The following is a 12,328-nucleotide window of genomic DNA, read 5'->3' on the forward strand; positions in this document are numbered from 1 at the left end:
ACTATGTATCTATAAAATCATGCGTTATATCTATGATAATGATAGAAACAATAATATTGATCAATGATTATTGAAAACATACAATTAACTTCATAAACACCCCTAATTAAACAAACTTATAAGGAGGATCTGTTCATGTCAAATTTTGTTGCAGATATTCAAATACCAGACAGCTCGCTGGCTAAAGCAGCCGCAGAGATACTTCGAGAGTATGGAAACGACTTATTATGGAATCATTCCCACCGGGTGTATCTATTTGGTGCACTGATGGGAAAAAGAAATAATGTTAAGTATGATTCAGAGCTGCTGTATATCAGCGCTTTGTTCCACGACCTAGGACTTACCAAGCGCTACAGCAGTCCAGATAAACGTTTTGAGGTGGACGGAGCTAATGCAGCACGTAACTTTTTACGAAGTTATGGGGTACCGGAAGAATCTGCACGGCTCGTATGGGATGCCATCGCCTTGCATACAACCATTGGAGTGGCCCAGTATAAAGAATCGGAAGTCGCCTTGATTTACTCTGGCGTTGGCTATGATGTGATGGGAGAAAACTTTGATGCACTTACCGAAGAGATGCGAAACCAAGTAACATCGGCTTATCCGCGTGATGGATTTAAGAACAAAATTTTACCGGCATTTCTTGAGGGGTTTGCTCATAAACCGGAAACGACCTTTGGCAATATCAAGGCAGATGTATGTGCCCGGTTGCTCCCCGGATTCAAACGAATCGACTTTTGCGATTGTGTACTTCATTCGCCATGGCATGAGTAAGTTTTTTTAGCGAAAGTGATTCTTTAAAGGCTGCTCTTTTAATAATCCCCGTCGGACAGCAGTCGGGGATTGTTTTGTTTATCTAAAATTATCTATAATGCAAGCTGACTATGACTCTAAATCGTTGATTATAATATGATTCTATAAAGAGTTCAGGAAATTGGGGGTACAGGATGGAAATCCGGCAATTGGAATATTTCATGGAAATTTGTCACGAGCTGCATTTTACAAGAGCATCCGAGAAGTTAGGTGTCACGCAGCCTACACTTAGCCACCAGATAAAAGCACTTGAGGACGAATTGGGTTTACCTTTATTCGATCGGATAGGAAAGAAGATAGCCATTACTGAGGCAGGATTTATTTTGCTAAAACATTGCCAAACCGTATTTCACAGCCTTGAAAGCGTACGGGAAGAAATTCAGGAACTGCAAGAAATCAAACGAGGGCGTCTAGCCGTGGGGGTTTTGCCTGGCGAATTAAATTCGCTTGTTTGCCGGCTACTGCCGGATTTTCATGATGCCTATTCAGAAGTGCAGGTTAGAATCATTACCGCGGATAATGTTGCGGAACGCTTGCTTCATAACGAGATCGACCTTGCGCTTACTATTACTCCTGTCCATGATGAACGAATCGATTCTCAGCCCCTTTACGACGATGTGCTTTATTTAGTAGTCAATGCTGATCATCCCCTAGCGGAGAGAACCCAAGTAAGCTTAGGGGATCTTAAGGACATCTCCCTTGTTTTGTTTCCGGAGAATTATCAGTGTCGGCAGCAGATTGATGCCATCTGCAGCCTCAGGAATATTCATATACGACCTGCCATCGAAACCGATTCAATTGAAACAATTATCAGCCTTATTGAAGCAGGAGTAGGGGGCTCCATCCTTTCAGAAACCTTGATTAAGCAGTGGAATAGGCCTGGAATAAGAACATTGAGTATTGAGGAAGCCCCATTTAGTCGGCAAGTTGGACTAATTTATCACAAGGAAAAATATAGGGGGCAAACAGTTCTAAAATTTACCGAGCTTCTTCAAGAACAAATAAGAAAACTTGGACTATCTAATTAAATCTGTCCAAAAATTTTGACCTGGCATGAAAAGATAGCGTGCTGAATCGACCGTAAGCCATTCTTTAAAAGTGCAAACAGTACTATCACATTTTGAGTATCCATATCCAAAGGAATGCATTGAGTGTTGGACATCGTGGATATCACAAAAAGGGATCGAAGTCCTCACATGCCAGTACACATCCTTTGTAGAAGTTCGAAACGATTAACAATCGAATGGGATCCCTCAGTGCATATAAAACTGTTGTTTTATTATTCAAATATACAAGAACAAAATAAACACAAACTGGACCGAGCTTTTGCCTTGGCAGTTGCTTGATTATCATTGTAATATGAAACACTGCAAAGTGTGGGAGGTGATTTGTTTTATTTTAAAGAAAGAAGGGGTCGGAGTGGGTAGATTATGGAGTCGGGATTTTGTAACGATTTGTTTAAGTCATTTTTTTATCTTCTTGACCTTTTATATGTTAGCCGTTACCTTACCGCAATTTGTACTCGATGAGCTGCATGGGAGTAGGGAAGGCATCGGACTTGTTATCACGTTTTTTGTTATTACTGCGGTCATTTCAAGACCTTTAACCGGAAAGTGGTTAAACGAGATAAGTAAACGAAAAATTTTAGTTATTACTTTAATTATTTCTACGATATGTAGTTTGTCGTACACATGGATTGACAACTATTCGACCCTGCTCGTATTGCGTGTTATTCATGGTTTTGCTTTTGGGATGGTGACTACATCCTCTTCAATCATTGTTTTGGACATTATCCCTGAACATCGGAAAGGAGAAGGAGTTGGGTATTTTAGTTTGTTTATGAGTCTCGCAATGGTAATTGGGCCATTTATAGGCTTATGGATAACAACGCAAATTAACTATAGTGTTATGTTCATTGCGGTTGCTGTCTTTTCACTGCTTTCCTTATTGTGCGGGGTTATTACAAGGTTCCCAAGTCACGTGAATGCAACCTCAATGGTATTTGTTAAAGGGTTTCGCCGTTACTTTGAGCCGCTGGCGATGCCTATTTCCATAGTTGGTTTTTTACTTGCGTTTTCTTATGGTGCCTTATCTACATTTATCTCAGTATATGCCAAAACGCTTGGGCTGGAGAGTATTGCAAGCTATTTCTTTGTGGTTTTGGCATTAATGATCCTACTAACTCGACCTTTTACCGGGCGATTATTCGATCGAAAAGGAGAGCATATCCTTGCTTATTCAGGAATGCTCTTATTCATTTTCGGGATGGTCTGGTTAAGCCAAGCTTATTCGGCATCTGTATTTCTTATTGCAGCAGGAATTATTGGACTCGGATATGGTGCTGTTTTTCCTACCTTTATGACCATTGCGGTTAAAGCTTCACCTAGTCATCGCAGGGGAGTTGCTATGAGTACGTTTTTAGTGTTTTTTGACTCAGGATATGGAATAGGATCCTATTTGCTCGGTTTTCTTGCAGCAATGACAAGCTATCACATGATGTACCTGATCGGTGGACTAATCATGTTATTTACACTTATCATTTATTACTTTTTCCATCATCGGAGGCAGAAAATTGAACTTAATCGTGAAGCGGAAGTAACTACTCTGCTCGAGAAGAGCAATTAATAAGCCAATTTCCGCATTAAAATCTGAATATTATAAAAACATATCAAAATTATTGTTATGAAGCACTGTAGGTGCACACGTTGCGGAATACCTGCTTCAGCGTGAGTTTAAAGTAGATAAGCTTAACCAAAAGTGGGTAAGAGATTAGGGAGATAACAATTATGAAGGAAACGGTGCTCAAGATTGAATTTAATATGTATGACTATGATGAAGGAGGATTTACAACATCTACTTTTTTCATTGGTTGAGCAATCATGAATTGCTGAAGCACTTTTCTTAGTGTTACGTCGATTCCAGATACGTGTCCGTCATAATGATTTTTATATCGCAATGACTCTTGGGTGTTTTGGGCTTAGCAGGTGATCTACAAAGGTAGGAGCAGAAATTGAAGGTCCGCTTGAATAGTTATAGTATTCAAATGATGTAATGCCCCTTAGGAGTCTATTATCGGTCATATAAATGATCATTTTTATTGAGAAAAATGTAAAAGTTTGAAATAATTAAAAAGAGAGATAGACCGCTATTTTCATTATTACAATCTCTTACAATCAACACAGATATCAGTTGGGACTTCCTGCCTCGATGAATCTAGGTTAATATATCGTTGTTTCAGCTTAAAATGGTACTATGTATTTAAGCAATCTGCTACTTAAACTAGTAATTTGCATCATACTTTATCTAAACAAAGGAGAATCTCAAATGGGAAATTCAATATTTAACAATTTTAAGTGGATTAATGAAAGCAAGGCAACCTATGAAAATGACAAACTGATTATTGAAGCCCCTGCAGAAAGTGATTTCTTCTGCAATAATGGAGCCGTTTCCGAAACAGGAATTACACCGGAAAATCTTTGCAATGCACCATTTTATTACACAGATGTTACTGGCGATTTTGTGATGCGTGTTCAGGTTTCTCATGATTTCAGGGATACTTACGATGCGGCGACCATTATGGTTATGCAAGATCTTCAGGTGTGGGCTAAAGCATGCTTCGAACAGACAGATTTTGGTACACACGCTGTAGTAAGTGTTGTCACAAATCATAATTCGGATGACGCTAACGGGTGTAACATTAACGGAAATCATGTATGGTTACAGGTTGCAAGAGTTGATAACTCATTTTCATTCCATTATTCGTTGGATGGGGTTAAGTTTGATATGATGCGATTCTTTAGCTTGCCAGTCGATAAGACAATCAAGGTGGGACTTGTTGCGCAAGCGCCAATAGGAAAAGGTGGAGAACGAGTCTTTCAAAACTTTTCATTGACAAATACAAGGGTTAACAATATTCGGTATGGTGTATAACTTGATTCGAATGTGTTTGTTAACAGATATAAAGAGGTTTTTTCCAAGGTATAAGAAACTGATTAAGCTGCGATAACCCCAAATAAGTGTGGGATTATCCCAGCTTTTTTATTTTAATACACCGGTATTCCTGTGGCGAACTGACCGAACTCGAATACTTCTTAATATCTTCATTGGCATTATTCGTATAAAGAGATAACGAAGAACGCATAAAGTCAATTTATTGCGAATCTACCGATTTCTCGACAGGCTGAAGCCGATCAGCAATAAAAAAACATAGCAGTACGGGAATCAGCGTAATGGCATTCACAAGTATAAATCCCCATGTTCCAGCAGCAATCCTTTGGTACCAATAGTAGTCAGATAAAAACATATACACCATAACAATCCAGACGGCTGAAAAAGTAGATACGATGATATAAGCTTTCATAATAATATCTCACCTCTGAGCTATTATTCCTTATGCGCATCCCAATTATGCCACGAATAAATTACCAATTACAGCGCATAATGAATCAATCGGTAAGGGAGGTTCAATATGGAACGTCGTATCACGACAATAAGCAACTTTCAAATGATGACCCTAATCGTCATTTCAACGATCGGAACCTCGAGTCTTTACGCCCCTGCAACATTTGCCGAATATGCGGAACGAAACTCTTGGTACTTGGCAGTGGCTGGAGGAATAATGGGTCTCATAAATTTGTTCGTTTTTTTGAAGCTCAATCAACTTTACCCGAATAAAAATATCATTTCTATTTGTACGCATCTGCTCGGTTCTTGGATCGGAAGCGCTATGGCCTTTTTATTTATCTGCTATTTTATTGACGTAACGTCTTGGGTTTTACGCGAGTTTTCCCAGTTTTTTATTATCGTATTAAATCCGCTCATTCCGCAGATCTGGTATTTGTCTGCCGGTGCTATCATGTGTGCGTATGCGGCTTATCATGGCCTTGAAGTGTTTGCGCGTGTTTCGGAAATAATATTCTTTGTTACGGTAACCACCTTCTTGTTGATCTACTTGCTGCTGATCAACCAATATCACCCCGAATATTTGCTTCCAATACTGGAAAACGGTCTGGCTCAGCCGCTCAGGGGGCTTTTGCTTTCCATGTCCTGGTTTGGTGATTTGATGTTTATATCAATGGTCCTGCAGCATGTTCGTAAGACGAAGCACACGACTGCTTATGCCATGAGTGCCGTGGGCATTACATTGCTGCTGCTTTTGATGTCGATCTTATCGTGCACGATGCTGTTTGGCGGCAAGACGATGGCAACCTTTACTTACCCGAGCATTAGTCTCATTCAAAATATAAAGCTGTTCAACAACATAGAACGTTTTGATGCCGCGCTCGTTGTTGTTTGGGTGATGAGCTCGTTTATCAAAATAACGGTATACTTCTGGTCCGCGCACCAAGGTCTTTCACAATTGCTGCGGCTCCGCAAGCCTCACATGTTCATTATTCCGTTGGCCATTGGTTTTGTTATCGTCTCCAAGTTCAAAGTATGGGGATTAATCGAGTTATCTGCCTTTTATGACAGCCAGTCTTGGTATTTTGTTATGTTTCAGCTATTCATTCCAGCCTTGCTGCTGTTTATTGCTTTGATCAAAGAGAATATGAAAAAAAAAGCAGGTGAATGCTGTGGGCAACAACAGTAATAACAAAACAAAGCTCACGAGCAACGTTTGCGATAACAAACGATTGCTAAAGGAATACATGCAAGCGACGGATGATCTGGTTATGGTTCATTCCACCTTTAGCCAGGGCCAGTCTGCTACGGTATGTTATCTAAATGAAATGACTGATACGAGGAAGCTTGATCTTATGCTGATTCGATATAAAGAAGATGAAAACCTGCTGACTTATTTCCGAATGGACGAGAAGGTCTACACCATCGAGGATGCCGCAGACTCTCTTGCGGCTGGCCTATCGGTACTACTTTTTGATGAAAAAGAATATGCGATATCCATCAATACGCTCGGAATCCAACTGCGAAGCGTGGATGAACCGGTAACTGAAGCGGTAGTGAAAGGTCCAAGAAGCGGATTTACGGAGTCCTTGACCAATAATCTAGCTTTGGTCCGTTATCATTTTCCGTCACCCATCTTAAAGGTTGAATACCGCAAGGTAGGTCACTTGAGTAAAACAAACCTCATCATTCTGTCAGTTGGAGGAATAACGAATCCGGAAATTTTAAAGGAAGTCCACTTAAGAATCAGTGAAATTCCAGCGGATACGATACTGGAAGGCAATTACGTGGAGGAGTGGATCACCGATAACCGCGGGACCTTATTTCCGTTAATTGAATCGACAGAGAGGCCTGATCGAGTTATCGGCGCATTGCTTGATGGCAGAATTGCGGTCATTGTGCAAGGAACGCCTTTTGTAATGCTTCTGCCGTTTGTTTTTTTGCAAGCATTCCAAGTGAGCGAGGACTACGCCTGGAACTACTATATCGGCTCTGTGATGCGCCTAATTCGATTTTTCAGTGCAATGATCGGAATGCTGCTTCCTGCCTTTTACGTAGCTACGGTTACGTTTCACCATGAGCTGGTACCGACGACGTTACTGCAGAGCATAGCATCGGCGAAAGAGCCTGTTCCTTTTCCGGCGGTGGTGGAAAGCTTTATGATGATGATTGCTTTCGAAATTATGCGCGAAGCGGGCATCCGCATGCCGAAACAGGTCGGACAAGCTGTCAGCATCGTAGGCGCTCTCATATTGGGGCAAGCTGCTGTAGCAGCTGGAATCGTATCCCCCATTATGGTTATCGTCGCTGCTCTAACCGGAATTTGCACGTTTACGTTGCCTCCTACCGCTATTAACTATGTCATTCGTATGCTTCAGTTCGGAATGACGCTGCTTGCTTCTTTGCTAGGATATGTCGGAGTGATGGTTGGGATTATTATGCTCTTGACGTACCTCGCTTCGCTTCGCTCTTTCGGCATTCCTTATTTGGGACCTGCTTCACCATTTAAGTTCGAAGAATTAACGGACATTATCGTTCGTAGGCCGCATTCAATGAACAATAAACGGCCCGGATTGTTTCGTTCGATTCAAAACAGGCGATTCTCGGGTAAGCAAAGATGAAAGCAAGAAAATGGTTTGCTGTCGCGGTAATTGTTGTTTGTTTTATTAATACGGGCTGCAAGGGCAGTATGGAGCTTAACGAGCTCCATATCGTACATTCCATTGCCATTGACAAAGGGGAGAACGGAGCGGTTAGATTAACGGCTGAAATTGCGAGGCTGACGACTGGCGGACAACAGCCGAAGGGGATGCAGGAGCGAACGTTCTTTCTATCCACGGAGGGTAGAAGCTTATTTGAGGCTGCCCGTCTCATGAGATCGAAATCGGACCGAACGCTGCTTTGGGGCCATACGTCGGCCATTATATTTAGTGCGGACCTTGCCAGGAGCGGAATTGATAAGATGTTAGAGGATATCCGACGGTTAAGACAATTTCGGAATTCAACTTTAGTATACGTAAAGGAAGGTACTGCTTTTGAAGCGTTAAAAGTATCTATGCCGAACGTATCCATTTCTTCTCAAGCACTAAAGGGTTTATCCGAGGGAGGGAACACGACGGCCTTAACCCATAAAACTACTTTCATTGATGTCTATCAAGAATTAATTAACCAGTACAAAGACATAAGCATTCCGTCGATAGAGATTGTTAGTGACCAGGTAGATAAAAAACTTCAATTGTTACAGACGAAGGGACTTTTTGCTTTTAAAGGCGATCATCTCGTCGGTTTCTTGCATGTACAGGAAACAAAAGGTTTCCTTCGTGCTTCAGGCCAGATGAACGGTTCTTCCGAAACGATAGGGTGCGGGCGAAAGAGGGAGATGCTGACATTTGAAAACATTAATAACCGCAGCGCCATACATCCTAATGTGGATCAGCAGCTCAAAGCAATTGTCAAAATAGAAATTTATGCGGATCTGAATTTAACTAGTCAACAATGCACAAATACGAAGATCGATTCGGAAGAGGTAGCCGCTTGGGAGAGAGCGCTAAATGAAAGCATTACCAAAGAGATCGATCGGTTTATCCTATTTTCCAAGAAAAATAAGGTTGATATGCTTGGGATAGGAGAAATGATTCATCGTAAGCAGCCAAAATATTGGCGTAAAATGAAGGATAATTGGAAGGAGTACTATCCGTTAGTGAAATTTGACATACAGGTGCATACGAGAATAGATCATACGAATTTTACTTCTTGAGTCATAAAGGCTGGTAGTCACATTAAGGTGATTCCGGCCTTTTATGCGTTAAAAGCAATGCTAGTTATTCGTTAAAAGCTGTTTCTAATTTGGTTCTTGGGGCTGTTGAATTAGGTTGTACAGATCATCTTTACGAACTGCCCTAGAGGATCGAGTTTCTTATTCAATAATGATTCGGTTTGAATAAGAATGTCATATCAGCTAAAGTAAATAAAGATTTTGAAGGCTTAGCTAATGATATAGACGATCTGGATTCGGAAAAGGTCATGTAGATGATTCGGAAATTTATTCATGTACTCACCATCAACGAATATTTAAATCCTAATACATAGATAAGCATATATTGATATTACTTTTTTTTGCATTCGCAGCAGCAATTTCAATAATAATATGGAGAGCTAAATTTCGTTTTAAAAAATAATGTTCACTAAACTAATAGGTAAATTCAATCTAATGAACAAGGGGCGGCATCAGCTGCTCCTTGTTTTTTATTAAAACCAAAGGAGCTTTCCTTCGGTGATGATAATAATGATGAGATGGATAATTAAATGTATACACGTTTAAAACCCAAAGTCGTGAAGGCTAAAAAATTCTCACTTTATGTTAAATTATTCTGCAGTTTTCCCGGCTTGAACCTTCTATACTTTTAATGGACACGCTTACAGTTTCAGTTGTCAGCAAAGACAAGCAGGGGTCCGAAATTATTTGAACTTGCAGAGGAGGGTTGAGTCACTTTAACGGCGTCCGATCTATGAATGCGTCGGAGTATCGAAGACCGAAGGCTTGAATTGATTTGGCATTCAGCATCAAAATGGGGGAATTGGCCATGAGAAAATGTAATTCTGTAATGGTAGCATTTATGCTTGTTTGCAGCTTGGCTCTGGCAGGCTGCGGTACGAACAACGGAAGCACCAGCGGCGCTTCGAATGCAGCTGCCGAAGCTAACGGTGCGGCAAGTAACACGACAGCAACTGACGGGGCATCATCTGCAGAAGCCAGCGGACCGCTCACAATTAATCAAGCCCTGCCGGATAAAGAAATTCTAAGCAAAGGGCCGGACGGTGAGAGTGCCGTTTCCGCCAAAACGCTGCAATTGACGGAAGAAGAGCTGAAAAAGATAAAGTCCGGTAACTACACGGCAGCTATCTCGATGCATTATGCTGGTAACGACTGGTCCAAGGCGCAGTTGAATGGTCTAAGGGATACGTTCGCCAAGATGAATATCAAAATCGTTGCCACGACAGATGCGAACTTCAAAGCAGAAACGCAGGTGGCCAACATTGAAACGATACTCGCCAAAAAGCCGCACATCCTGGTCAGTATTCCGGTCGATGCGGTCTCGACGGCAAGCGTTTTCAAGAAAGCCGCCGATGAAGGCGTAAAGCTCGTGTTCATGGACAACAAGGCAAGTGGACTTCAAGCCGGCAAAGATTACATCAGCGTGGTCTCTGCCGATAACTACGGCAATGGCGTAGAAGCCGCACACATTCTGGCGAAAGCGATCGGCGAGGAAGGTGAGGTCGGCGTGATCTACCATGATGCGGACTTCTTCGTCACGAAGCAAAGAACCGAGGCGTTCGAGAAAACGATCAAAGACGAGTATCCCAACATCAAAATCGTAGACAGAGGCGGAATCGTGGGTCCCAACGACGGCGAGAAAGTCGCTGCGGCAATGCTGACGAAGCATCCGAAGATGAATGGCATGTTCGTTGTGTGGGATGTACCGGCCGAAGGCGCGCTCGCTGCCGCACGATCCGCTGGCCGAAACGATCTGGCGATTTCGACGATCGACCTTGGCACGAACGTGGCATTGGACATTGCCAAGGGCGGCATGATCAAAGGACTTGGCGCCCAGCTGCCATACGATCAAGGTGTTGCGGAAGCGATTCTAGCGGCGTATTCCTTGTTGGGAAAAGAAGCGCCAGCGTACGTAGCGGTGCCGTCGTTGCAGGTAAATAAGGAGAACGTTCTGGCATCCTGGAAAACCGTTTACCATTCGGATGCACCTGCAGCGATTCAAGATATGGCAAAGTAATTCGTCAACTGTTGTAAAAGAACTAGTCTCGGTATTGATCCATTAATCGTATCAGTGAAGGAGAGAATACAATGCGCACATTAAACGTAGGGATGATTGGCGGAGGTTTCATGGGGAAGGCGCATTCGCTGGCTTATGCGGGAATGCCGATGTTTTTCTGGCCCGCGCCTGCCATTCCGTTCCGCAAAACGGTAGTCGATATCAATGAGGAGCTGGCGAGAGAGGCGGCTGCCCGCTACGGCTTCGATTCGTACTCCTCCGATTGGAGAAGGGTGATCGAAGATCCAAGCATCGATATCATCGATATCGTCACGCCGAATCATACGCATGCCGAAATCGCCATCGCCGCGGCCAAAGCAGGGAAGCATATTATCTCCGAAAAGCCGCTTGCCCGGACGACGGAAGAAGCAAAGCAGATGCTGGATGCCGTAAACGAAGCCGGCGTGAAGCATATGGTGGCGTTTAACTATCGACGGACGCCTGCCGTCACGCTTGCGAAGAAATATATTGAGGAAGGTGCGATTGGCAAGATTTTGAACTTCCGGGGCACCTATTTGCAGGACTGGTCGGCGCATCCGGATTCGCCGCTGTCCTGGCGTTTCCGCAAGGACCTAGCCGGTTCGGGCACACTTGGGGATATCGGCACACATGTGATAGATTTCGCCCGTTATTTGGTCGGGGAAATTACCGAAGTGATGGGAACGGCCAACACGTGGATCAAAGAGCGTCCGGTATCCTCCGGCTCTGCGGATAAGCTGGGTACGGTGAAGTCATCCGGTAACGTGCAAAAAGCGGTCGTCGACGTGGACGATGAGATAAGCACCCTGCTTCGATTCGAGAACGGCGCTGTCGGGAGCATCGAAGCGACCCGCAATGCCTGGGGACGAAACAACTTCCTGACCTTCGAAATCCATGGCGACAAAGGTTCCATCGCTTTCAATTACGAACGGCGTGACGAGCTTCAGGTCTGCTTCTCGGATGACCCGGACGACAGACGCGGATTCCGTACGATTTATACCGGTCCTGCCCATCCAAACGGTGCGGAGCTGTGGCCGATTCCGGCTCTCGGAATTGGTTATGGTGAGACGAAAATCATCGAAACACATGATTTCATATCCGCCATTGTCAACGATACGGTCGTCTCTCCGAGCTTCCAAGACGGTTATCGCATCCATATAATTTCCGATGCGATCCTGGAATCCGCAAGCAGCGGCAGATGGGTAAAAACGGTCGAGCCGCAGCAGACAACGGCCGCAGCAGTGACAGTTCAGGACGCGTAATCAAACACGAGGTAGCCTATGGCTACCTCGTGTTGCCTTGTT

At 43.3% G+C, this 12,328-nt stretch carries 10 protein-coding genes; 9 read left to right on the forward strand and 1 reads right to left on the reverse strand.

Annotation, left to right across the window (positions count from 1 at the left end):
* The first annotated feature begins 135 nt into the window (after nucleotides 1-135).
* From BK120_RS00175 to BK120_RS00190, 4 genes are all read left to right on the forward strand, one after another.
* Entirely contained in the window at nucleotides 136-774 is a 639-nt protein-coding gene (locus BK120_RS00175) for an HD domain-containing protein (protein WP_076265464.1), read from the forward strand.
* A 173-nt stretch (nucleotides 775-947) separates the two neighbouring features.
* The gene (locus BK120_RS00180; protein WP_076265465.1) at nucleotides 948-1,841 is read left to right on the forward strand and encodes a LysR family transcriptional regulator; all 894 of its coding nucleotides are present in this window, start codon (nucleotides 948-950) and stop codon (nucleotides 1,839-1,841) included.
* A 298-nt stretch (nucleotides 1,842-2,139) separates the two neighbouring features.
* Nucleotides 2,140-3,438, forward strand: coding sequence for an MFS transporter (locus BK120_RS00185; protein ID WP_256710742.1), 1,299 nt, complete (start codon nucleotides 2,140-2,142; stop codon nucleotides 3,436-3,438).
* Between the two features lie 699 nt (nucleotides 3,439-4,137).
* A complete protein-coding gene (locus BK120_RS00190; RefSeq protein ID WP_076265467.1) occupies nucleotides 4,138-4,743 on the forward strand; it encodes a DUF1349 domain-containing protein in 606 nt (201 codons plus the stop codon).
* Between the two features lie 220 nt (nucleotides 4,744-4,963).
* Here BK120_RS00190 and BK120_RS00195 read toward each other — a convergent pair whose 3' ends face one another.
* Entirely contained in the window at nucleotides 4,964-5,173 is a 210-nt protein-coding gene (locus BK120_RS00195; RefSeq protein ID WP_076265468.1) for a hypothetical protein, read from the reverse strand.
* A 108-nt stretch (nucleotides 5,174-5,281) separates the two neighbouring features.
* On the opposite strand from BK120_RS00195, the gene BK120_RS00200 reads away from it, so the two are divergent.
* The 5 genes from BK120_RS00200 (at nucleotide 5,282) to BK120_RS00220 (ending at nucleotide 12,286) form a co-directional block, all read left to right on the forward strand.
* A complete protein-coding gene (locus BK120_RS00200; RefSeq protein WP_076265469.1) occupies nucleotides 5,282-6,403 on the forward strand; it encodes a GerAB/ArcD/ProY family transporter in 1,122 nt (373 codons plus the stop codon).
* Nucleotides 6,387-7,835: a spore germination protein gene (locus BK120_RS00205; protein WP_083681441.1), complete on the forward strand. Its 1,449-nt coding sequence runs from the start codon at nucleotides 6,387-6,389 to the stop codon at nucleotides 7,833-7,835. Before BK120_RS00200 ends, BK120_RS00205 begins: the two co-directional genes overlap by 17 nt.
* Nucleotides 7,832-8,971, forward strand: coding sequence for a Ger(x)C family spore germination protein (locus BK120_RS00210; RefSeq protein ID WP_076265470.1), 1,140 nt, complete (start codon nucleotides 7,832-7,834; stop codon nucleotides 8,969-8,971). The genes BK120_RS00205 and BK120_RS00210 overlap by 4 nt, the downstream gene beginning before the upstream one ends.
* Before the next feature lie 826 nt (nucleotides 8,972-9,797).
* A complete protein-coding gene (locus BK120_RS00215) occupies nucleotides 9,798-11,006 on the forward strand; it encodes a substrate-binding domain-containing protein (protein ID WP_076265471.1) in 1,209 nt (402 codons plus the stop codon).
* A 71-nt stretch (nucleotides 11,007-11,077) separates the two neighbouring features.
* Entirely contained in the window at nucleotides 11,078-12,286 is a 1,209-nt protein-coding gene (locus tag BK120_RS00220) for a levoglucosan dehydrogenase (RefSeq protein ID WP_076265472.1), read from the forward strand.
* Nucleotides 12,287-12,328 lie beyond the last annotated feature (42 nt).

Source organism: Paenibacillus sp. FSL A5-0031 (assembly GCF_001956295.1).
Lineage (GTDB): Bacteria > Bacillota > Bacilli > Paenibacillales > Paenibacillaceae > Pristimantibacillus.

What these genes read in the sequence shown, in the direction of transcription:
- BK120_RS00175 (WP_076265464.1), top strand. Translation starts at nt 136, where the DNA reads ATGTCAAATTTTGTTGCAGATATTCAAATACCAGACAGCTCGCTGGCT.
- BK120_RS00180 (WP_076265465.1), top strand. Translation starts at nt 948, where the DNA reads ATGGAAATCCGGCAATTGGAATATTTCATGGAAATTTGTCACGAGCTG.
- BK120_RS00190 (WP_076265467.1), top strand. Translation starts at nt 4,138, where the DNA reads ATGGGAAATTCAATATTTAACAATTTTAAGTGGATTAATGAAAGCAAG.
- BK120_RS00195 (WP_076265468.1), bottom strand. Translation starts at nt 5,173, where the DNA reads ATGAAAGCTTATATCATCGTATCTACTTTTTCAGCCGTCTGGATTGTT.
- BK120_RS00200 (WP_076265469.1), top strand. Translation starts at nt 5,282, where the DNA reads ATGGAACGTCGTATCACGACAATAAGCAACTTTCAAATGATGACCCTA.
- BK120_RS00210 (WP_076265470.1), top strand. Translation starts at nt 7,832, where the DNA reads ATGAAAGCAAGAAAATGGTTTGCTGTCGCGGTAATTGTTGTTTGTTTT.
- BK120_RS00215 (WP_076265471.1), top strand. Translation starts at nt 9,798, where the DNA reads ATGAGAAAATGTAATTCTGTAATGGTAGCATTTATGCTTGTTTGCAGC.
- BK120_RS00220 (WP_076265472.1), top strand. Translation starts at nt 11,078, where the DNA reads ATGCGCACATTAAACGTAGGGATGATTGGCGGAGGTTTCATGGGGAAG.